General features: G+C 70.4%; 19 protein-coding genes. 3 read left to right on the forward strand and 16 right to left on the reverse strand.

All coding sequences use genetic code 11. The features are described 5' to 3' along the window. Window positions 1-10: 10 nt before the first annotated feature. Window positions 11-289, forward strand: a complete 279-nt coding sequence (locus H2037_RS10310) for an HU family DNA-binding protein (protein WP_008263548.1) — start codon at window positions 11-13, stop codon at window positions 287-289. Window positions 290-324: 35 nt separating this feature from the next. Here H2037_RS10310 and H2037_RS10315 read toward each other — a convergent pair whose 3' ends face one another. Further along, window positions 325-3,183 carry a hypothetical protein gene (locus H2037_RS10315; protein ID WP_292121233.1) on the reverse strand — a complete coding sequence of 953 codons (2,859 nt, stop codon included), beginning with the start codon at window positions 3,181-3,183 and terminating at the stop codon, window positions 325-327. Between the two features lie 107 nt (window positions 3,184-3,290). On the opposite strand from H2037_RS10315, the gene H2037_RS10320 reads away from it, so the two are divergent. Further along, a complete protein-coding gene (locus H2037_RS10320; RefSeq protein WP_292121235.1) occupies window positions 3,291-3,677 on the forward strand; it encodes a DUF983 domain-containing protein in 387 nt (128 codons plus the stop codon). A 13-nt stretch (window positions 3,678-3,690) separates the two neighbouring features. On the opposite strand, the gene H2037_RS10325 is transcribed toward H2037_RS10320, so the two are convergent. Then, window positions 3,691-4,056, reverse strand: a complete 366-nt coding sequence (locus tag H2037_RS10325; RefSeq protein ID WP_292121238.1) for a hypothetical protein — start codon at window positions 4,054-4,056, stop codon at window positions 3,691-3,693. After that, window positions 4,056-5,348: a homogentisate 1,2-dioxygenase gene (gene hmgA, locus H2037_RS10330; RefSeq protein WP_292121241.1), complete on the reverse strand. Its 1,293-nt coding sequence runs from the start codon at window positions 5,346-5,348 to the stop codon at window positions 4,056-4,058. The genes H2037_RS10325 and hmgA overlap by 1 nt, the downstream gene beginning before the upstream one ends. 677 nt (window positions 5,349-6,025) lie before the next feature. Here hmgA and H2037_RS10335 point away from each other — a divergent pair. Continuing rightward, on the forward strand, window positions 6,026-6,706 hold the full coding sequence (locus H2037_RS10335) for a bifunctional 4-hydroxy-2-oxoglutarate aldolase/2-dehydro-3-deoxy-phosphogluconate aldolase (RefSeq protein WP_292121243.1): 681 nt from the start codon (window positions 6,026-6,028) through the stop codon (window positions 6,704-6,706). A gap of 7 nt (window positions 6,707-6,713) precedes the next feature. Here the strand turns inward: H2037_RS10335 and H2037_RS10340 are convergent, their stop codons facing one another. The 13 genes from H2037_RS10340 to ccmI all read right to left on the reverse strand — a co-directional run bounded on the left by H2037_RS10340 (window position 6,714) and on the right by ccmI (window position 20,213). After that, the gene (locus tag H2037_RS10340; protein WP_292121245.1) at window positions 6,714-7,244 is read right to left on the reverse strand and encodes a periplasmic heavy metal sensor; all 531 of its coding nucleotides are present in this window, start codon (window positions 7,242-7,244) and stop codon (window positions 6,714-6,716) included. Beyond that, window positions 7,241-7,657: a hypothetical protein gene (locus H2037_RS10345; RefSeq protein WP_292121249.1), complete on the reverse strand. Its 417-nt coding sequence runs from the start codon at window positions 7,655-7,657 to the stop codon at window positions 7,241-7,243. The genes H2037_RS10340 and H2037_RS10345 overlap by 4 nt, the downstream gene beginning before the upstream one ends. Further along, window positions 7,654-8,226 carry an RNA polymerase sigma factor gene (locus H2037_RS10350; RefSeq protein WP_292121252.1) on the reverse strand — a complete coding sequence of 191 codons (573 nt, stop codon included), beginning with the start codon at window positions 8,224-8,226 and terminating at the stop codon, window positions 7,654-7,656. The genes H2037_RS10345 and H2037_RS10350 overlap by 4 nt, the downstream gene beginning before the upstream one ends. Window positions 8,227-8,292: 66 nt before the next feature. Continuing rightward, window positions 8,293-8,907, reverse strand: a complete 615-nt coding sequence (locus H2037_RS10355) for an EF-hand domain-containing protein (RefSeq protein ID WP_292121254.1) — start codon at window positions 8,905-8,907, stop codon at window positions 8,293-8,295. 47 nt (window positions 8,908-8,954) lie between these two features. Continuing rightward, on the reverse strand, window positions 8,955-11,876 hold the full coding sequence (locus H2037_RS10360; protein WP_292121257.1) for a bifunctional [glutamine synthetase] adenylyltransferase/[glutamine synthetase]-adenylyl-L-tyrosine phosphorylase: 2,922 nt from the start codon (window positions 11,874-11,876) through the stop codon (window positions 8,955-8,957). Window positions 11,877-12,009: 133 nt separating this feature from the next. Beyond that, the gene (locus H2037_RS10365; protein WP_292121259.1) at window positions 12,010-13,428 is read right to left on the reverse strand and encodes an ATP-binding protein; all 1,419 of its coding nucleotides are present in this window, start codon (window positions 13,426-13,428) and stop codon (window positions 12,010-12,012) included. Between the two features lie 2 nt (window positions 13,429-13,430). Then, window positions 13,431-13,832 (reverse strand): DUF559 domain-containing protein, encoded by a 402-nt coding sequence (locus H2037_RS10370; RefSeq protein WP_292121262.1) that lies wholly within the window; start codon window positions 13,830-13,832, stop codon window positions 13,431-13,433. Between the two features lie 70 nt (window positions 13,833-13,902). Continuing rightward, window positions 13,903-14,574, reverse strand: coding sequence for a response regulator transcription factor (locus H2037_RS10375; protein WP_292121265.1), 672 nt, complete (start codon window positions 14,572-14,574; stop codon window positions 13,903-13,905). 84 nt (window positions 14,575-14,658) lie between these two features. Continuing rightward, the gene (locus tag H2037_RS10380; RefSeq protein WP_292121268.1) at window positions 14,659-16,194 is read right to left on the reverse strand and encodes a Do family serine endopeptidase; all 1,536 of its coding nucleotides are present in this window, start codon (window positions 16,192-16,194) and stop codon (window positions 14,659-14,661) included. 105 nt (window positions 16,195-16,299) lie between these two features. Continuing rightward, entirely contained in the window at window positions 16,300-16,806 is a 507-nt protein-coding gene (locus H2037_RS10385; protein ID WP_292121273.1) for a cytochrome c-type biogenesis protein, read from the reverse strand. Continuing rightward, complete coding sequence (locus tag H2037_RS10390; protein ID WP_292121276.1) at window positions 16,803-18,791, reverse strand: heme lyase CcmF/NrfE family subunit; 1,989 nt, start codon at window positions 18,789-18,791, stop codon at window positions 16,803-16,805. Before H2037_RS10390 ends, H2037_RS10385 begins: the two co-directional genes overlap by 4 nt. Beyond that, window positions 18,788-19,327 carry a cytochrome c maturation protein CcmE gene (gene ccmE / locus H2037_RS10395; RefSeq protein WP_292121278.1) on the reverse strand — a complete coding sequence of 180 codons (540 nt, stop codon included), beginning with the start codon at window positions 19,325-19,327 and terminating at the stop codon, window positions 18,788-18,790. Before ccmE ends, H2037_RS10390 begins: the two co-directional genes overlap by 4 nt. Before the next feature lie 70 nt (window positions 19,328-19,397). Then, entirely contained in the window at window positions 19,398-20,213 is an 816-nt protein-coding gene (gene ccmI / locus H2037_RS10400) for a c-type cytochrome biogenesis protein CcmI (protein WP_292121281.1), read from the reverse strand.

The following is a 20,213-nucleotide window of genomic DNA, read 5'->3' on the forward strand; positions in this document are numbered from 1 at the left end:
AACGCTTCTTATGACCACTCAAGCCGAACTGATCGCCGCCGTCGCCAAGGACGCCGGTGTCTCGCAGGCCGACGCCGGCAAGGTGCTGACGGCGATCGTCGAAAACATCCACGCCAGCCTGAAGGCCGGCGGCGACGTGCGCATCTCGAACCTGGGCGTCTTCGACACCGCCGCCCGCGCCGAGCGTGAAGGCCGCAACCCGGCCACAGGCGCGACCATCAAGATCGCCGCCTCCAAGGCCGTCCGCTTCCGCGTGTCCAAGCCCCTTAAGGACGCCGTCAACGGCTAAGGTTTCTCGGTCCCCACGGGGACCGATCAGCCGATTTAACGGGCGGGGGTCGCGGGGCGATTCTCGCCCGTTTCACTTCTGAAGTCCTGTTTGGCCGCATTGACCCAGCCGACGAAGGTGTCAGCGGTGGACGCGAGACCGGCGAAATCCCCCGCCCCCGCCACGCCCGACAGATTGTCGTCGAGCGCCACGCGGATCGCATTGGCCGAACGCGCCTTGGCGATGAAGGGCGTGTACTGGCCGTGCAGACGGTCCAATGCGCCCCGGTTTCCGCTCAGCGAATAGCCGACGCCGGCGCGGATCAGCCAGCTTTCCTCGACCGGCGTCAGCGGGGTCGTCGCCTGCTTGTAGCGGTCGCCCAGGCGGGCCTCGTAGAGCGGCGCCGCCTCCGCCCATTTCTGCTGTTTCCAGAAGATGTCGCCGCGCACCTCGCGGGCCGGGTCGGACTGGTCGCGATCCAGCACCTCCAGCGCATGATCATAACGGCCCAGGTCCATCAGGGCGCGGGCCTCCAGCGCGCGACGCTCGCTGTTCATGGCGTTGGGCAACAGGGTGGTGCGCGAGCCCCACAGGGCCTGAAGCGCCTTCTCCGGCTGGCGGTCCATCAGATAGACGGTGGCCAGATTGGTGGCGACCTGGGCCTTGGCCACGCCGCCCAACCGCTCGTCCACCTGATGCTTCAGCAGTTCGGCGGCCTGGTCCAGCAGATCGACGTCGATCAGGCGACGCGACAGGCGGCGAACCATCTCGTCGCCGTCGGCCCCGATCGGGGTCAGTTCGCGGAAATCATAGAACAGCGCCAGGGCCTGGACCGGCTGTAGGCCGTCGGCGGCGCCTTCCAGAAACAGGGCGCGGAAGGCGTTGGACTGATCGGCCTGGATCTCGGCGGCCCCCGGCACGCCCGCCATCCGCTTGCCGGCGCCGCGCAGGGCGTCCAGAGCCTCGCGGTAGCGACCCTGCTGCAGATAGAGGTCGGCCAGTTTGCGGATCACCGCCAGTTCGGTGGCGTCGCCGCGCCAACGCCATTTGAGCTGTTCCAGCTGCTGCGCCGCCTGGTCGGGCGTCAGGACGCCCTTGTCGAGCTCCAGGCTGATGGCGCCCAGTTTGGCGGGGGTGGCGATCCCGTCCAGCGGGGCGCGGGCCACGGCCTTGTAGACCTTCAGCGCGCGGTCCTTGTCGCCGGTCAGGTCAAACAGGCGGGCCTGGACCACCCGCGCCGTCAGCTGGTCGGCGGCCGAGGCGTTCTGGCTGAAGACATAGGCCAGCAGCTGGCGGGCGGCGGGCAGGTCGTTGGTCTCGATCGCCGCCAGGGCATGGGCGGCGCCGAACCGGGCGCGCCATTCCTTGGGGAAGTCGTCGATGACCGAGGCGCCGGCCGCGAAGGCCCTGCGTGCGCCCGCCCAGTCGCCCAGCTGCGCGGCCAGGTAGCCCTGCCAGACCTTCGTGGCCGGATCGTTCGACAGCGAGGCCCCGGCGAAATCGACCTGGGCCTCCTCCAGCCGACCGACGCCGACGCGGGCGGCGCCGCGCAGGCCCCGCACCTCGGGCTCGCCCTGCATGTTGGGGGCCTTGGCGATCAGGGCGTCCAGCACGCCGATCGCCTCATAGTTCAGCCCCGATCCCACCAGGAAACGGGCCAGGGCCATCCGGGCCGCGATCGGCGCGCGGGGATTGTCGGTTCCGGCTATGGTCTCTTCGGCCGCGGCGTCCTGCAGACGGCGATAGCGGGCCGAGAAGCCGTCCTCGCCCACGGCGCCCCAGTCCTCCAGGATCAGGGCCGGATGGGCCGCACGCCTCGGTGCGTCGCCTCCCGCGCCGGCGGTCTCCAGCGTCGCCGACGGCGGCGACAGGGTCAGGCCGTCCGGACGGCTGAGGGTGACCAGGTCGCCCGCCGCCTCGATCTTCAGGTCGTCGGTCGCCGTCTCGACCGCCAGACCCTGGGCGGTCGGGATCAGGCTGAGGTCCACGGTGCTGCGCGCGCCCGAGAACCCCTTGCCGGGCGCCAGGGCCGTGACGGCGGCGAAACGGTCGCCGACCAGGGGATCGGTCAGCCAGACGGTCTTGGTCGCCCCGGCCATCCGCGCCACCAGGGTCGCCGAACCGTCGTCGGAACGGTCGACCTGGACGCCCGAAGCGCCGGCGGGCGGCCCGCCGATGGTCACGGTCCAGGTTCCGCCCTGCCCCTCGGCCGAGACCGGCAGGCCGTCCGGCGCGGCGATGCGCACGGCGGTATAGTCGGGACCGGCGGCCCAGCGCGCGTCCTTGGCAGGCCCCAGGGCCTTGGCCCCGGCCATGTCCATCTTGGCGGCCGTATCGAACACCACCCAGACGGCCTCGCCCCGGCGGAAGACGGCGGCGCCGACCGGCGCGCCCCACTGGAAGGTCAGGACGGTCTTGTCCGGCGTCGAGACGGCGCGGACGGGCACGGTGGAGTTGACGACGGCGGCCCGCTCTTCGGCCGTCGGCGCCGGCGCCTTGCCCGGCGCATAGAGGTTCAGCCAGACGGCGCCGTCGGCGACGCCGTAGCGGGCGTCGGCGCCCTCGGCCAGGGTCAGGACCAGGTCGGTGGCGCCGCCTCGCGCCATCCGGGTTTCGACGGCCTTGATCCCTTGCGGAGGATCGACGCGCAGGCGCGAGACATCGGGCGCCGCCGAGACGCCCATGCGGACGATGACCTTGTCCGCTTCGCGCCGGATCTGGCTGCGGACGCCGACGACGCCGCCGAACTCGACCCGGGTGAACTGGCTGGACTGGCCGATGCTGATCGACAGCGGATCGCCGGACCGGGCGCCTTCCTGAGCGGGAGCGGACAGGGGCGCAAAGGCGACCGCGCCGGCCGCGGCGGCGGCCACGGACGACTTCAGGAAGCGCTTGCTGTGCGAGGTCCCGGACATATCCGTGGAGCCTTGCCTCACAAGCTCTTTAATCGCGGTTAACCGCGTTCACCCACTTGGACCGTTCGTCCACGCGACAGATCGGGGCGAAGGGGTCATGATGGGGCATGATCGACTATCCCAAGCTGAGCACCCTCAAGACCGGCCTGGCCTGCCGCTGCCCCCGCTGTGGCGAGGGACCGCTGTTCAAGGGGTATCTGACCCTGCGCGAGGCCTGTCCGAAATGCGGGCTGAGCTATGGGTTCGCCGACCCGGCGGACGGCCCGGCCTTCTTCGTCATGTCGGCCGTCGGAGTGGTCGGCATGATCCTGCTGATGGTGTTCGAGTTCACCGTCAAACCGCCGATCTGGGTCCATGCCGTGGTCACCCTGCCGATCCTGGTGGCCATGTGCCTGGGCTGCCTGCGCCCGTTCAAGGCCTGGCTGGTCGCCGAACAGTTCGTGCACAAGGCCGCCCCGCCCGAGTTTTCCAGCAACGGCCGGCACGGGGACTGATCCCCTTCCCGCCTCAGTCGATGCAGAGCGTCGCGCCGGCCTTGCCGTCCTCGACCACGGCGTTGCAACCGAAGCGGTCGCTGTCGGCCTGGCAGACGCCGGCGGTCGCCGCGCCGGGCGCTAGGCCGGTGTTGCCTTCCAGGCGGCAGTCGCCCTGGCACTGGTCGCCGTCGGTGCAGGGCTTGCCGGCGTCGGCGTAGCGGATCACGCACTGCCAGGACTGCATCCGGCCGACCTGTTTCATCGTCCCGCCGCGCGTGGCGCAGGCCGAGGCGTCGGCGCTCTGCATCGGGGCGTCGGAGCCGGCGCCCGTCGTAGTCTGGGGCGAACAGGCGGCGGCCAGCAGGGCGGCGGCGGCGATAAGGGAAGCGCGGATCATTAGACCTGTCCTTTGGTGAAGCCCGACCAGACGTCGTCGTAGTCCAGCTGCATCTGCGGTGATTCCGACGCCCATTTCGTGACACGGATCGGGGCCCGGGTCTCGAACATGAAGGCCAGGGTGTCAGTGATCTTGTGCGGCTTCAGTTCCGCCTGGATCGCACCTTCGTAGCTGGCCTGATCCGGGCCGTGGCCGCTCATCCGGTTGTGCAGGCTGGCGCCGCCGGGCGCGAAGCCGCCGGCCTTGGCGTCATAGGCGCCGGTGACCAGGCCCATGAACTCGCTCATCACGTTGCGGTGGAACCAGGGCGGCCGGAAGGTGTGCTCGGCCACCATCCAGCGCGGCGGGAAGATGACGAAGTCGATATTGGCCGTGCCCGGCGTCTCGGACGGGCTGGTCAGGACGGTGAAGATCGACGGATCGGGGTGGTCGAAACTGACGGTGTTGATCGTGTTGAACCGCGCCGTGTCGTAGCGGCAGGGCGCCAGATTGCCGTGCCAGGCCACTACGTCCAGCGGGCTGTGATCGAAGGTCGTGGCCCACAGGCGGCCGCCGTATTTCTGGACGCACTGGGTCGGGCGATCCACGTCCTCGAACGCCGCGACCGGGGTCTCGAAGTCGCGCGGATTGGCCAGACCGTTGGCGCCGATCGGCCCCAGGTCGGGCAGGCGGAACGGGCTGCCGTAGTTTTCGCAGACATAGCCGCGGACAGGCCCTTCGATCTCGACCCGGAAGCGGACGCCGCGCGGGATCAGGACCACATGGCCCGGCTGGGCCTCGATCACACCCATTTCGGTGACGAACCGGTGGGCGCCCTGTTGCGGCACGATCAGCAGTTCGCCGTCGGCGTCGTAGAAAACCCGGTCGGTCATCGACCGGTTGGCGACATAGAGGTGGATCCCCGCCCCGGCCCCGCCGTCGGGCTCGCCGTTTCCGCCATAGGTGACCAGACCTTCGACCCAGTCGGTGGGGGTCTCGGGGATGGGCAGAGGGTCCCAGCGCATCCGGTTGGGATTGGGCGGGGTCTCGTCGAACGGGCCGGAGCGGACGCGGCCCTGGTCGAAGGCCACATAGGGACCGTGCTGGGCCGAGGGGCGCAGCCGATACAGCCAGCTGCGCCGGTTCTCGGCGCGCGGGGCGGTGAAGGCGGTGCCCGACAGCTGTTCCGCATACAGGCCCATCGGCGTCTTCTGCGGCGAGTTCTGGCCCACCGGCAGGGCGCCGGGCGCCGCCTCGGTGGCGAAATGATTGCCGAAGCCGGTCAGATAGGCGGGCGCGTTGGATCGCGTCATGTGGTTCTCCCTATCCGGTTCATTTAGCGAGGCGGCCGCGCGACGTCACCCCAAGGGCGAGAAGGCGGTCCGGCGGCTTCCTGATCGCTTCAGACCCGAGATCGAAAAAAAATGGGTCTGAATAGTCTGAATAGTCTGAAATCGGCGTAGCGGGGACGAGCGCCGCGCAGCGGGCAGGCAAGACATGTATTCAGCGTTCCTCTCCACGTGACTGACGACCGCCATTATACGGGCGTTCCGAAGAGCGTCGGGAAAGTCGAGAAGTTTGAGGGTCAGGTGGTTGATCTAGCGCGCAAAACTCTTCGAAATTGGGACGGCTGAGCTCTGGGTGCGCATTCCTGCTTTCGTCATTCCGGGCGAAGCGCAGCGAAGACCCGGAACCCAGCGGCGCCGTAAGGCGAAATCCGTCCGCCGCACGATGTCCGAAGATCGAATCCGCGACAGGTTCGCGTTCTCGCGCGCCGCTGGGTTCCGGGTCTGCGGGCCAAGCGGCCCTTCGCCCGGAATGACGAAAGAGAGAGGTCCCGCCGCTCCGATGAAACAATAAGTTCCGCCGTCTCGCGCCCGAAAGCCGCCGCCGTCGCTTTCGCATTTCGGGTCGGCTGGGATAAGCAGGGACAGGGCCGGGGGACCGGTCCGTGCAGCATCACCCGGCGACGTCGGGACAGGAGACAGACATGGCCCATGATCGCGTCAGCGTGCTTCAGGCGCTCGAGACCCAGGGCGTCTGCCCGGTCTTCTATCATCCTGATCCCGAGGTCAGTCTGAACGTCATTCGCGCCTGCGCGCGCGGCGGGGCGCCGGTGGTGGAGTTCACCAATCGGGGGGACTTCGCCTGCGACCTGTTCGGCGAGATCAATCGCGAACTGATCAGGACCGATCCGGACGTGGTCCTGGGCATCGGTTCGGTGGTCGATAATGGCACGGCGGCGCTTTACCTGAACCGGGGCGCGCGCTTCGTGGTCAGCCCCTGCCTGGTCCCGGACGTGGCCCGTGTATGCAACCGGCGCATGGTCGCCTATTTCCCCGGCTGCGGCTCGGTGACGGACATCGGCGAGGCGCACGAACTGGGCTGCGACATCGTCAAGCTGTTCCCCGGCGCGTCGGTCGGCGGGCCGGACTTCGTCAAGGCGGTCAAGGGGCCGATGCCCTGGGTCAAGATCATGCCGACGGGCGGCGTCGATCCGGACGAGGCCTCGATCGCCAAATGGTTCGGCGCCGGCATCGTGGCGGCGGGCATGGGATCGAAACTGGTGACGGACGCCGCCGTCAAGTCGGGCGACTGGGCCGCCATCGAGGCCTCGGTGGGGGCGGCGGTCGACGCCGTCGCCGCCTTCCGGGCGTCGAAGGCGGGCTGACCGGAGCTCAGCCCGGACCGTCGGGGTCTTCCGGTCCCGGCGGCGGGGCGTCGACCGGCGGCGTTCCGACGCGAACGTGGCGGACGCCGGGCCCCTTGCGGGCCAGAAGTTGGGCCAGGGCCTGGCGGTCCTCGAGGTCCAGCTTTTCCAGCATGGCGATGGCGCCGCCTTCCAGCCGGGCCCGGCCGCGCATTTCGGCCGTCCGGGACTCGTCCAGCAGGGCCTGAACGCGGGCCACGTCCATCCGAGGTTCGCGCGCCGCCTCCACGGCCTGACGCCGCGCCTCGCGCGCCGCCTCGAAGTCGGGGCGGGCCGACAGGGCGACCGAACGCATAGAGGCGCGAACCTCGCGACGCACCTCGGGGCTGAGCTGGCTCACCAGCTGGGGGAAGCCGCCTTCGCGGCCCGGACGGCGTTGTTCGGCGACGCGCTCGTCGATTTTCGCCCGACTGACGAAGAAGGCGGCCCCGGCGCCGAGGGCGAACAGGTTCAGCGCCACCGATGCGGCCAGCGCGATCTTCAGACTGCGACCGCTCATCCCAGAACCTCCGTGTCGTCCACTGCGACCAGGGTGGACTGATACAGGATCGCGTCGGCCCGTTCGTCGGCGGTGACATGGGTGGTCAGGCCCACGCCCGCGACGACGCCGGCGCAGGCCGCCGCCGCCCAGCCCGCGCCCAAGAACCAGGCGATCCGGTCCAGATGGAAGCGACGGGTCCGTGGCCTGGACTGGGGCGCGGCGGCCAGGATGCGCGCCGTCAGGGCGTCGGACGGCTTCGGGGCCGGGGCGGCGTCCAGCAGGACGTCCAGCGCCGCCGCCTGGTCCAGCACCGCCTTCAGCGACGGATCGGCCGCCAGCAGGCTTTCGGCGAAGGCGCGTTCGGAGGCGGGCCACCGACGCAGGTCGGCGCCGTAGGCGTCCGCCAGGGCCTGTAACCGTTCCGCCTTCATCGACCGTCTCCTTCAGCGGCCCCCGGAGCGATGTCCGAAAGGGCCTGACGCAATGCGCGGCGTCCGCGCGACAACAAACTCTCCAGCGCCTCGACGCTGATCTCCATCAGAGCGGCCGCCTCGATATTGGACAGCTCCTGATAATGACACAGGACGACGGCCTCGCGCTGCCGATCCGGCAGATGTTTCAGCGCCGCCGCGACCCGCAACCCCGTCTCGGCCGCCAACAGGCCCCGATCCGGCGCCGGCCCCTCGTCGGGCCGGTCGGGCGGCGTGTCCGTGGGGATCTCGCGTCGTCGCCGCAGCCGGTCGTAGCAGAGGTTCAGCGCCACCCGGTGCAGCCAAGTGTCGAACCGGGCCTTGCCGGGGACCCATTTCGGGGCCTGTCGCCAGGCCTTGAGCATCGCCTCCTGGGCCACGTCCTCGGCCTCGGCCGCGTCGCCCAGCATCCGTTGGGCCAGGGCCAGGATGCGCGGCAGCTTGCGCGCGACAAGCGTCTGGGCCGCCGCCGGATCGCCCTGACCCACGCGGCGCACCAGATCCTCGTCGGGGTCGACGATCGCGACCAAACCCGCCTCTTCCGCTGCTGACGAAAGGGACCGATTCGCACGCGAAGCCCGACCCCGACACTGTTCTTACTCCGAAGCCGGCGCCGGGGAAGCCGGTTGTTGCGGCGCCCGGCCCGGACGGCGTTCGCCGCGATGGGCCGGCATGGCGGCGCGACGTTCTTCGGCGGTGACGACGCCGTTGCGGTCGGCGTCCATCTTGTCGAACCGTTCGCCCAGTTTGGCGGCGACGTCGGAGATCACCACAGGGCCCGCCTGGCGGCCGGGGCCGCGCATCGCATGGCGGGGGCCGCCGCGATGACCGGCCCGTTCGGGGCGAGGGCCGCGCTCGCCGCGCGCTTCATGCGCGGCGTCGAACTCGGCGCGGCTGATGGCGCCGTCGCTGTTCGCGTCCAGCTTGGCGAACCGGGCGTCGGCGCGTTCGGCGCGTCGGGCCTGCATGGCGGTCTCGCGTTCCGCGACGCTGACGGTTCCGTCGCGATCGGCGTCGAGCGCCGTCAGGCGGACGACGCGAGCCTCGACGAACTCCGCGCGGGTGATCTGGCCGTCACGGTCGGCGTCGCCGCGCTGGTGATGCGGGGCCGGGGCGCCGGCGGGGCGGGCCGCAGGCGTCTGGGCCGTGGCGACCCCGGCGACGGCGGCCAGTGCGACGGCGCTGAGGCCGGTCAGAAAGGTCTTTCTCATCTCGATATCTCCTCGGGCCGCTGGGACGCGGCCTTGACATTGCCCTGTCAGGAGATTGAACGCGGCGGTTCCGGATCTCCGTCGCGACCCGCCGGCACCGCCCGTTCGAAGGCCTTTCGCGCCCGCGCCCGCAGTTCGGTCAGTTCGGTCTTCAGCGTCTCGAAGTCGGGCGCCCCGGCCGCCTCGGCCAGGCGCAGCTGGAAGACGCCGGGCTCGGCCTCCGGATCGACCCGGCCCTCGAAGGCGGCGGCCAGCAGATGGGCCAGACGCTGCTGCACCCGCCAGGCCTCGGCCAGAACCGGGTCGTCGTGCAGGGCCTCCAGCGTCGAGAGGGTCAGGGGCTGGCCCGCCACGGCGGCCTGGAGCTGACGGAACTGGGCCGCGAACTCGGCGTCCACCTGACCGCCCGGCGATAGTTTCAGGTCCCAGAAGCCGTGCGGACGGCGCTCGCGGTCCATCAGTGCGCGCATCCGGCGGATGTCGCCCGCGACGTCGACGCCGGGGCGGGGCCGACGCAGGGCGGCCTCGATCGCCGCCGAGACCCTGAGCCCGAAGGCGGGGTCGCTGGCCCAGACCACGCGGGCGCGGGTCAGGACCATGAACTCCCAGGTCTCGGCCTCGTGGGCGTAATAGTCGTCGAACCGGGACAGCCGCACCGAGACCGGCCCCTTGGACCCGGTCGGCCGCAGCCGCATGTCGACCTCGTACAGACCACCCTCGGCGGTGTGGGCCGACAGGGCGGCGATCAGCCGCTGGGTGAAGCGGGCGTAGAAGACGTCAGCGGACCAGCCCTTGATCTCGGACGCCGCCTCGGCCGGGGCGTCATAGACGGTCATCAGGTCCAGGTCGGAACCGGCCGTCATCTCGCGCGATCCGGCCTTGCCCAGGGCCACGACGGCGACGGCGCCGGGGAAGGCGCCGCCCAGACGTTCGGCCTCGGTCAGGGCGGCCGGGGACAGGGTGCGCATGCAGGCGTCGGCAAGGGCCGCATAGGCGCGGCCGGCGGTTTCCGGTCCGGCGCGGCCGGTCAGGGCGTGGATGCCGATGCGGAACATCTGTTCGCGGTGCAGGCGGCGCACGGCGTTCATGGCGCCTTCGAAATCCTCGGTCTCGGCCGCCTCACGCAGGATCTGTTCGGTCAGGCCGGTGTCGTCGGACAGGTCGGTCAGGAAGCGGGCGTCCAGCACCCCGTCCAGCGCCGCCGGCTGACGACCCAGGGTCCGGGCCAGACGGGGGGCGAAGGCCATGACGCCCAGCACCATCTCGAACAGTCTCGGCTGGTTCAGGAACAGGGCCTGGACCTGGACCCCAGCCGCCAGGCCCGAGAAGAAGACCGCGAACCGGCGGAAGGCGTCGTCCGGCGCGCCCGACCGGGCCAGGGCCTCCAGCAGTCGGGGCGCCAGGCGGGTGAACAGTTCGCGACCCCTCGCGGTGCGCGTCGCCGGGATCCGGCCGTGGTGCCAGGAACGGATGGTGTCGGCGACGGAGGCGGCCTCGGAAAAGCCCATCCGGCGCAGGGTCTCCAGGGTCTCGGGATCGTTCTCGACGCCGGTGAAGACCAGGCTGCCATAGGCGGAGTCCAGCTCCTCCCCGCCCTCGAACAGTTCGCCGTAGCGGGTGTTCACCTGAACCAGCAGGGCCTCGACATGGGCGTCGAAGGCGGCGAGATCGCTCCATCCGGCCAGGGCGGCGACGGCGGCGCGGCGTTCGGGGTCTTCCGGCAGGCGGTGGGTCTGTTCGTCGTCCAGCATCTGGACCCGGTGTTCCAGCCCGCGCAGTTCGACATAGGCGGCGGACAGGGCCTGGGCGACCGAGGCCGGAACATGATCGGCCTCGGACAGGGCGGTCAGGGCCTCAAGCGTGCGCTGGCGGCGCAGGGCGGGGTCGCGGCCGCCCAGGATCAGCTGCTGGGTCTGGGCGTAGAATTCGATCTCGCGGATGCCGCCCCGGCCCAGTTTCAGATTGGCGCCGGCGGCCTGCAGCCCCTCGCCGGTCTTGTGGACGTGGATCTGGCGCTTGATGGCCTGGATATCGAGCACGGCGGCGTAGTCGAGGCTGCGTCGCCAGATGAAGGGGCGCAGGGCCTTGACGAAGCGGGCGGCGGCGCGCGGGTCGCCCAGCACCGGCCGAGCCTTGATGAAGGCCGCCCGCTCCCAGTTCTGGCCGACGCTCTCGTAATAGGCCAGGGCCATCGGCGCGGCGACCACCGGCGGAGTCGAGGACGGGTCGGGCCGCAGCCGCAGGTCGACGCGGAAAACATAGCCGTCGGCGGTCCGCTCGCTCAGCAGGCCGGCGATCCCCTTGCCGACGCGATTGGCGAAGTCCTGCATCTCTTCGCCCTCGCGCAGGGCCAGGCCCATCAGGCGAGGCTCGAAGAAGAGGGAGATGTCGATGTCGGACGAATAGTTCAGCTCGTCCGCGCCATGCTTGCCCATGGCCAGGCCGAACAGGCCAGGAATGGGGCCGCGCGGATCGTCGGGCGGCGAGACCAGTCGGCCCCGCGCCCGCTGCTCGGCGGCGACAGCCCGCAGCGCGGCGCGACAGACGGCGTCGGCGAAGGTGGATAGCGCGCCAGTGACCTGATCCAGATCCCAGACCCCGCCCAGATCGGCCAGGGCCGTCAGCAGATGCAGGTCGGCCTTCAGCACCCGCAGCGGCGCCCGCACCGCGTCGGGTTCGTCGTCCAGGGCGTCGGTCTCGGCCAGTATCCGGGCCAGGCCGGCGGCGGGGTCGGTCTCCAGTATCCGACGCAGGTTCGCCGGACGGCGACGCATCAGGCCGGCGAGATAGGGCGAGGCCCCAGCGACCGGGGCCAGGGCCGGCCAGGCGGCGTCGAGGGTCGCGCGCCATCCGTCGGCGTCTGCGGCCTGGGTCAGGGTCTCCTGCAGGCGTTCGGCGGCGGCGGAATTGGCGACGGGGCCTGCGGGGCTCAGGATTTCGAACAGGGGTTGGGGCTTGGGATCGGGCATTCAACTCTTCCGCTCATCCCGGCGAAAACCGGGACCCAGTGCTTTCGCTCGCCACAGCGTTGGACCACGATCCTGACACGGATCACAAGGCCGCGCGCCCAAAGCACTGGGCCCCCGGGATGAACGGAGAGAACTAACCCTGGCTCGCCGGCGGCAGGACCAGGGCCACGCGCAGTCCCGGCCCGAAACCTTCGTAGGCGCCGGGGCCTTCGTCCAGCACCACCCGGCCGCCGTGGGCCTCGGCCACCGCCGTGACCAGGGACAGGCCCAGGCCAGAGCCCGGCTCGGTGCGGCTGTTGTCCAAGCGCACGAACCGCTGGACCACCCGTTCGCGGTCCTCTTCCGGCACGCCCGGCCCGGTGTCCGTCACCGAATATTCGATCTCGCCCGACGACCGTCGCCGCGCCCGCAGTTTCACCGCCCCGCCGGCCGGGGTGTATTTGATGGCGTTGTCGATCAGATTGGCCAGGGCCTGGGCCAGGAAGGGCTGGTTGCCCTCGATCATCAGGCCGGTCTCGACCTCGGCAGAGAAGTCGATGGACTTGTCCTCGGCCGCCGGTTCGTAAAGCTCGGCCATGTCGGCGGCCAGTTCCGAGGCGTCCATCAACTTGGGATCCGGCGCGCCCCCGGCTTGCAGACGGGCGATGGCCAGGACGGTGTTGAAGGTCTTCAGCAGATGGTCGGCCTCGTCCAGGGCGATGCCCAGGGCGTCGACCCCGTCGATCTTGCCCGCCTCGGCGTCGATCAGGGCCACCTCCAGCTTGGCCCGCATCCGCGTCAGGGGCGAGCGCAGATCGTGGGCGATGGCGTCGCCGGCGTGTCGGATCGAGGCCATCGATCCCTCCAGCCGATCCAGCATGGTGTTCAGCCCCTGGCCCAGTTCGTCCAGTTCGTCGCCGGTGTGGCGGATCACCGCCCGCTGTTTCAGGTCGCCGTCCTGCACCGCCTGGACCACGCGGTTCAGCCCGCCCATGGCGCTTTCGACCCGTCGGCTGACGTAGAGGCCGCCCGCCAGGCCCAGCAGCATGACCAGGCCCATGGCGCCCCACAGGGCCTGGGTCAGGCGCGACAGATATTCCTCGATCCCGCCGATATCCTCGCCGACGAACAGGGTGTCGCCGCCGGCCAGCGGCATGATCACGCCGATGGAGCGGCGGTTCTCGACCCGACCGTCCGGATCGGTGCTGGTCAGGCGGAAGGTGCTCCATTCGCCGGCCCCGATCCGGCGCTGCTCCTGCAGATCGAAAGGCATGACCGACAGATTGCCGGTGACGATCCGGCCGTCCGGCCCGGTCAGCAGATACAGATAGGGACCGCCCCGGATCGTCCGTTCGACCAGGGCCTGGTTCAGGGCGTCGATTCCCCGCGTCCGATGGATGGCCGTCAGGGCCTCCAGCTCGGTCTCCACATCGGTCCGGGCGCGGGCCTGGGCCTCGGACGCCGAGGCGAAATAGACATAGGCCAGGATCGCCCCCGCCGCCGCCACGAACAGGGCCAGGAACAGCAGGGTCAGCCGGAAGGGGGTGCGGCGAAGGAGGGAGGGGAGGCGCATGGTTAAGAGGGTTCTCCCTCCCCCTGCGGGGGAGGGTGGTCGCCGCGCAGCGGCGACCGGGTGGGGCGGGCAAGGCAAGACGCACGCACGTCCTCGACGATGCGCGCCAACTGGTCCCTGACCATGAGGTTGTCATAGCGCAACGTCACCAACCCCTCTCTCGCGAAGACAGCGTCGCGAACGCGATCCTGTCTTGCTCGATCTTCGACCAGATGAGAATCGCCGTCCACTTCCACGATCACGCCGCGAGCCCAGCAGAAAAAGTCGAGATAGTAGCCGCGAAGAGGCGCCTGCCGCCGGAAATGCAGCCCCTCCGACCGAAGGGCGCGTAGGGCGATCCACAGACGGGCTTCGGCGGGCGTCATCGTCTTCCGCATCGCGCGGGCTCGAGCAATGATCGCCATGTCGCCCTGCCCTCCCCACCCGGCCGCTGCGCGGCCACCCTCCCCCGAGGGGGAGGGAGAATAAATGCCCTTACGCCTCCAACCGATACCCCGCCCCGCGCACGGTCTGGAGCATGGCCCGGTCGAAGCCCTTGTCGATCTTGGAGCGGAGGCGGCTGATGTGGACGTCGATGACATTGGTCTGGGGGTCGAAATGATATTCCCAGACCTTTTCCAGCAACATGGTGCGCGTCACCGACTGGCCGGCGTGGCGCATCAGGAACTCCAGCAGCTGGAACTCGCGCGGTTGCAGGTCGATCTCGGTGGCCCCGCGATGCACGGTGCGGGCGATCAGGTTCATCTCTAGGTCCCCGACCTTGAGCACGGTCTGGACACCGCCGGTCTCGCGCCGGCGGGCCAGGGCCTCGACCCGCGCGATCAGTTCGGCGAAGGCGTAGGGCTTGACCAGATAGTCGTCGGCGCCGGCCTTCAGGCCCGTGACCCGGTCCTCGACCTCGCCCAGGGCGGACAGGAACAGGACCGGGGTCTGGTCCCCGCCCTTACGGACGGTCTCGACCATGCCGACGCCGTCGAGGCGCGGCATCATCCGGTCGACGACATAGACGTCATAGCCGCCCTTCTGGGTCTCCAGCAGGCCGAAGGCGCCGTCCACCGCATGGGTCACCTCATGGCCGGCCTCGGACAGGCCCCGCACCATGGCCGTCGCCGCCTCGGCGTCGTCCTCGACCACCAGAATCCGCATCAAACCCCTCCCGGAATCAAAACCGCCGCCGATGGTATCCCATCGGCGGCGATTCAGTGAGTTAAGCCTTGGTCAGAATGCCGATCAGTTCTTCGGCAGTTCGAGAACGACCGAGGTCGCGCCGTTCGGCGTCCGGACCATGAGCAGCACGCCGGGGCGGCCCGCGCCACGTGCGGCGGTGATGGCCCTCTCGAGATCGGCAGGGGAGTTGACGACCTGGTTGTTGGCGCGCTGGATGACCGCACCGGCCGGAATGCCCAGTTGCGCGGCCTTGGAGCCAGGGACGGTCTCGACGACAACCACGCCCTCGACATCCGTCGGCAGACCGTAACGCTGGCGCACGGCGGGCGTCAGGGACGCCACCTTCATGCCCTCGACCGTCGAGTTGGCTGTCGCTCCCGGCGTCGCGGAAGGACCGCCCTCGCGCGTCGAGGAATCCAGCTCTTCATCCGACGGCCGCTTGACGGCGCGGATCGCGATCTCCTGACGTCGACCGTCACGGAAGACGGTGAAGCGAACGGTCTGACCGACATCGGTGGCCGCCACCATCCGACGGAGTTCCGAGGATCCGTCGATATCGCGACCGTTCACCTGAATGACGACGTCTCCGACCTGGACACCAGCCCGCTCGGCCGGGCCGTCCGCAGTCACCTCTCCGACATAGGCGCCCTTGATGCTGGCGGGCAGGCCTAGGGCTTCCGCCGCACCATCCGGCAGATTCTGGATGGCGACGCCGACATAGCCGCGCTCGATCGTCTGGCCCTGCATCAGGCGGGACGTGACGGACTTGGCGACCTCGGCGGGGATGGCGAAGCCGATGCCGACCGAGGAGCCGGTCGGCGAATAGATGGCCGAGTTCACGCCGATCACGCGGCCGTGGATGTCGAAGGTCGGGCCGCCGGAGTTGCCCCGATTGATGGCGGCGTCGATCTGGATGTACTCGTTGTATCCGGTCGGATCGATGTCGCGGGCCTTGGCCGAGACGATGCCGGCCGTGGCGGTGCCGCCCAGGCCGAAGGGATTGCCCACGGCGATGACCCAGTCGCCGACGCGCGGCTCGGCCGTCTCTTCGAAGCTGACGTATTTGAAGTCATCGCCCTCGACCTTGATCACGGCGAGGTCGGTGCCGGGGTCGCGGCCGATCAGACGGGCCGGCAGTTCGCGGCCGTCCGACATCTTGACCTTGATCTCGGTGGCGTCGGCGACGACGTGATTGTTGGTGACGATGAAGCCGTCCTGGGAGATGAAGAAACCCGAGCCGGCGCCCTGGGTCGTCTGGGGTTCGACGTCCTCGCCCTGGCCGCCGCGCCCCTGGGGCGGCACGAACTGGAACGGCAAGCCGGGGATCTGGAAGACGCCGCCCTGGGGCTGGTCGACCTTGACCGTCACGTCGATCTGGACGACGGCCGGCGCGACCTGATCGAAGATGTTGGCGAAACTGTTGGGCGCGCCGGGCGGAGGGGTGAAGCTGTCGCCATTGGCGGGGACCGGGCTGATCCGGTTCACCGCCTGGGGCTCGGCGTGGGCGCCGGGCCAGCTGATGACGCCGCCCGCGGTCGCCGCCGCCGCGAGGGTGAGGCCGGCCGCGGCCCCGAGAATGAACTCTTTACGCTTCAGCATCGTGGTCCTTGCGATCTTCTGTCGGGGCGAAACCGCCCCGTCTTCGCGATTGATATAGGCCGAACGGCCCTGGCGCCAATTCCGGCGTTCGATGGATGGTCCTGACTAGCGCCCGTCGTGAGGCGAGGTTGCGTCAGGATCGCGGCGAAGCTTCTCATTTCGGAGAATGTCCGCCAGCCGATCTTCCTCCTCCGGCGAAAGCGGCGCAACCTCGGTCGTCGAGCGGCGCGCGCGCAGCCCCAGAACCGCCCCTGCCAGCACGACCAGAAGCAGCGGACCGAACCACAACAGCCAGGTTCCGACCCGCACCGGGGGGGTGAACAGGACATAGTCGCCGAAGCGGCGCACCAGATCCCGACGCACCGCCTGGTCGGAAGCGCCGGCGGCGATCTGTTCGCGGATCAGGCGGCGCATGTCGCCGGCCACGCCCGCCGGACTGTCGGCGATGGCCTCGTGCTGGCAGACCACGCAGCGGACATCCTCGAACAGGGCCTGGGCGCGGGCCTCCTGGGCCGGATCGGTCAGCGGACGGTCGGGGGCGGCGGCCGGTTCGGCGGCCGTCAGCATCAGGGCCAGGAGCGGCGCGGCCAGGAGGATCGCAAGCCGCCTCATGTCGACCGGCTCCGTCGCGCGCCGACGCCGAGCCGCAGACGGCGGTCCAGCAGGGACAACAGGCCGCCCAGGGCCATGATCATCGGGCCCAGGAAGATCAGCCGCGCCCCGGGGTTCCAGTACAGACGCACGACCCAGGCCGGGGCGTCCAGCGCTCCCGCCCGTTCGCCGATCACCACATAGACGTCGTCCAGCCCCCGGAAATCGAGCCCGACCTCGGTGGTGGTCTGGCCGCCGGCGGGGAAGAAGCGGCGCTCGGCCGTGACGGGTGTCGCCCGGCCCCGGCCGTCGGTCGCCCGCACAGTCAGTCGGCCCTGTTCGGCCAGATAGTTCGGCCCCTCGATCACGCGGACATCGTCCAGGGTCACGGTCCAGGGGCCGGCGGACAGGCTCTGGCCGATCGACAGGGCGCGCGCCGTCTCAGCCTTGGAGCCGGTCTCGACCACCGCCCCCAGGATGAAGACTCCAAGGCCAAGATGGGCCAGGCTCATGCCCCAGGCGCCGAGCGGCAGGCCCTTCAGGCGGCGCAGGGTCTCGGGACCGGAGACGCGGAACAGCCGCGCCCTTTCGGCGACCTCGGCCAGGGCGCCGAGGATCAGCCAGGCGCCGAGACCGATCCCGGCGGCGGCCAGGGCCTTACGGGGTTCCCACAACGCATAGGCCAGTAGGGCGAAGGCGACGGAGAGACCCGCCGCGACCGCCAGCCGCTGCATCGCCCCGGTCAGGTCGCCGCGCTTCCACGCCAGCAGCGGCCCGGCGGGCAGAATGAGGAAGGCGACCGTCATCAGCGGTACGAAGGTGGCGGCGAAATAGGGAGGGCCGACCGAGATGGTCGCGCCGGAGACAGCCTCGAGGATCAGGGGATAGAGGGTGCCCAAGAGGACCGTGGCGGCGGCGGCCGTCAGGAACAGGTTGTTCAGAACAAGGGCGCCCTCGCGGCTGACGGGGGCGAACAGGCCGCCGCCCTTCAGCTGGGGCGCGCGCCAGGCGAACAGGGCGAAGGCGGCGCCGGCGGTGATCCCGAGGATGGCCAGCAGCATCAGGCCCCGCTGCGGATCGACGGCGAAGGCGTGGACGCTGGTCAGGACGCCCGACCGCACCAGGAAGGCGCCCAGCATCGAGAAGGTGAAGGCCAGCAGGGCCAGAAAGACGGTCCAGCCCGCCAGGGCCCCGCGCCGCTCGGTGACGACGGCGCTGTGCAACAGGGCGGCGCCGGCCAGCCAGGGCATAAAGGAGGCGTTCTCGACCGGATCCCAGAACCACCAGCCGCCCCAGCCCAGTTCGTAATAGGCCCAGAAGGAGCCCAGGGTGATGCCGACCGTCAGCAGGGCCCAGCTGGCCAGGGCCCAGGGCCGGACCCAGCGCCCCCAGGCGGGCCAGAAGGCCGTCTGGGCCCGCCCCTCGATCAGGGCCGCGACGGCCAGGGAGAAACAGACCGAGAAGCCGACATAGCCGGCGTAGAGCAGCGGCGGATGCACGGCCAGGGCCGGGTCCTGCAGCAGGGGGTTCAGCGACGCTCCCTGCAAGGGCGCGGGGTCCAGACGCGTAAAGGGGCTGGAGGTGAAGACGGCGAAGGCCAGGAACAGCGCCCCCAGCGCCCCCTGCACCGCCACGGCCGAGGCCTTCAATCCGAACGGCAGGCCGCGCGCCCGAGCCAAGGCGCCGCCGAAAACGGTCAGGACCAGGCACCACAGCAGCAGCGAACCCTCGTGACTGCCCCAGGCGCCGGCGACCTTGTACAACATCGGCTTGTCGGTGTGGCTGTTGGCCGCGACATTGGAGACCGAGAAGTCGGAGACGACGAAGGCGTGGATCAGGGCCGCGAAACTCAGCGCTACAGCGCCTGCCGCCGCCAGGGCCGCGCCCTGGGCTGCGCCCGCCAGAACCGGACTGCGGCGCGCGCGCCCGGCTGCGGACAGGCCGGTCTGGAGGATCGACAGGGCCAGGGCCAGGGCCAGGGCGAAGGCCCCGAGTTCCGCGATCATAGATGTTCCGTAGCGCTACCGGCCTGCGGCCTGCTTGAGCGCATGTCTTGCGCGCTACCGGCCTGCGGCCTGCTTGAGCGCTCCGCCTCCGGCCGCCACTCGCCCTTGGCCTTGATCCGGTCGGCGACCTCGCGGGGCATGTAGTTCTCGTCGTGCTTGGCCAGGACCTGGCTGGCGTGGAAGACGCGGTCAGGGCCGAAGGCCCCCTGGGCCACGATGCCCTGGCCTTCGCGGAACAGGTCGGGCAGGTCGCCGTGATAGACGACGCGGGTCGTGGCGGCGTTGTCGGTGACGGTGAAGGCCACCACGCCGTCGCCGGTCTTTTCCACGCTGCCGGTCTCGACCAGGCCGCCCAGACGGATGTTGCGGCCCTGGGGCGCCTTGTCGGCGGTCGCCTCGGACGGGGAATAGAAGAAGGTCACGCTGTCCTGCATGGCCCACAGCGACAGGCCGACCGCGAGGGCCAGGATCGGGGCCACGGCCGCGACGACCCACAGGCGACGGCGCGCCTTTGGCGATTTGGGCAGCCAACTCATGCGGCGGACGATCCGGGCTCGGAGGACAGACCGACCGCATATACCGGCGCCGCCCCGCCGGACCAACGCGTCATTGCGTCCCCGCCGGCAACCGCCGCTCCAGGTCGATCCGGCGCGGGTCGGTCGGGTCCAGGGCGGCGATCAGCGGCGTCCACATGGCCCGGGCCGTCGTCGCGTCGCCCCGGCGCAGCGCCGCCTCGCCCAGGAAGAAACGGGCGCCCAGCTGGTCGGGATCATGTTTCACCGCCTCGCGGAAGGCGGCCTCGGCGTCGCCGCCGATCTGGCCGTCATTGGCCCGCACCAGGCTCTCGCCCAGCCGCGCCCAGGCCTGGGCGTCGGTCGGATCCAGTTCGATCAGGCGGCGGAAGGCCGAGGCGGCGCCAAGAGGATCGTCGGCGGCGAACCGGGCGGCGCCCAGCATGGCGAGGGCCTGACGGTCGCCGGGCCGCTGTTCCACCACCCGCGCGGTGACGGCCGCCAGCTGGGCCGGCTCCAGCGTGTCCAGACGGTTCGCCCAGTCGTCGACGCGCCGCTCATAGGCCTGGTCCGGCAGGCCGGGCGAGCCGGTCAGGACATAGAGAACAAGGGCGCCCGCAGCCGTCGCCGCGATGCCGCTCAGCACCCAGAGCCGATCATGGTGTCCGACGACCGGCGCCGCCGCGACCCGGCCCGCCAGCAGTCGCCGTCCCGCCTCGGCCCGCGCGGCGACGTGGGCGGCCTCGTCCAGCAGGCCGCGCGTTTTCAGCCGGTCCAGTTCGTCCAGTTCGCGCCCGCCGACATCCGCCTCGACGCCCGCCCTGGGATCGGCGCCGCGTCGCGCCCCGGCCAGCACCAGCAGGGCGGCCATCGCCGCCGCCAGGCCGGTCATTATCCAGAAGGCGATCAT

This window comes from Brevundimonas sp. (assembly GCF_013912065.1).
In the GTDB taxonomy this organism is placed as follows: Bacteria; Pseudomonadota; Alphaproteobacteria; order Caulobacterales; family Caulobacteraceae; genus Brevundimonas.

Excerpts from the sequence above, each read along its gene's own strand:
- H2037_RS10310 (WP_008263548.1), top strand. The coding sequence starts at position 11 with ATGACCACTCAAGCCGAACTGATCGCCGCCGTCGCCAAGGACGCCGGT.
- H2037_RS10315 (WP_292121233.1), bottom strand. The coding sequence starts at position 3,183 with ATGTCCGGGACCTCGCACAGCAAGCGCTTCCTGAAGTCGTCCGTGGCC.
- H2037_RS10320 (WP_292121235.1), top strand. The coding sequence starts at position 3,291 with ATGATCGACTATCCCAAGCTGAGCACCCTCAAGACCGGCCTGGCCTGC.
- H2037_RS10325 (WP_292121238.1), bottom strand. The coding sequence starts at position 4,056 with ATGATCCGCGCTTCCCTTATCGCCGCCGCCGCCCTGCTGGCCGCCGCC.
- hmgA (WP_292121241.1), bottom strand. The coding sequence starts at position 5,348 with ATGACGCGATCCAACGCGCCCGCCTATCTGACCGGCTTCGGCAATCAT.
- H2037_RS10335 (WP_292121243.1), top strand. The coding sequence starts at position 6,026 with ATGGCCCATGATCGCGTCAGCGTGCTTCAGGCGCTCGAGACCCAGGGC.
- H2037_RS10340 (WP_292121245.1), bottom strand. The coding sequence starts at position 7,244 with ATGAGCGGTCGCAGTCTGAAGATCGCGCTGGCCGCATCGGTGGCGCTG.
- H2037_RS10345 (WP_292121249.1), bottom strand. The coding sequence starts at position 7,657 with ATGAAGGCGGAACGGTTACAGGCCCTGGCGGACGCCTACGGCGCCGAC.
- H2037_RS10355 (WP_292121254.1), bottom strand. The coding sequence starts at position 8,907 with ATGAGAAAGACCTTTCTGACCGGCCTCAGCGCCGTCGCACTGGCCGCC.
- H2037_RS10360 (WP_292121257.1), bottom strand. The coding sequence starts at position 11,876 with ATGCCCGATCCCAAGCCCCAACCCCTGTTCGAAATCCTGAGCCCCGCA.
- H2037_RS10365 (WP_292121259.1), bottom strand. The coding sequence starts at position 13,428 with ATGCGCCTCCCCTCCCTCCTTCGCCGCACCCCCTTCCGGCTGACCCTG.
- H2037_RS10370 (WP_292121262.1), bottom strand. The coding sequence starts at position 13,832 with ATGGCGATCATTGCTCGAGCCCGCGCGATGCGGAAGACGATGACGCCC.
- H2037_RS10375 (WP_292121265.1), bottom strand. The coding sequence starts at position 14,574 with ATGCGGATTCTGGTGGTCGAGGACGACGCCGAGGCGGCGACGGCCATG.
- H2037_RS10380 (WP_292121268.1), bottom strand. The coding sequence starts at position 16,194 with ATGCTGAAGCGTAAAGAGTTCATTCTCGGGGCCGCGGCCGGCCTCACC.
- H2037_RS10385 (WP_292121273.1), bottom strand. The coding sequence starts at position 16,806 with ATGAGGCGGCTTGCGATCCTCCTGGCCGCGCCGCTCCTGGCCCTGATG.
- H2037_RS10390 (WP_292121276.1), bottom strand. The coding sequence starts at position 18,791 with ATGATCGCGGAACTCGGGGCCTTCGCCCTGGCCCTGGCCCTGGCCCTG.
- ccmE (WP_292121278.1), bottom strand. The coding sequence starts at position 19,327 with ATGAGTTGGCTGCCCAAATCGCCAAAGGCGCGCCGTCGCCTGTGGGTC.
- ccmI (WP_292121281.1), bottom strand. The coding sequence starts at position 20,213 with ATGATCGCCTTCTGGATAATGACCGGCCTGGCGGCGGCGATGGCCGCC.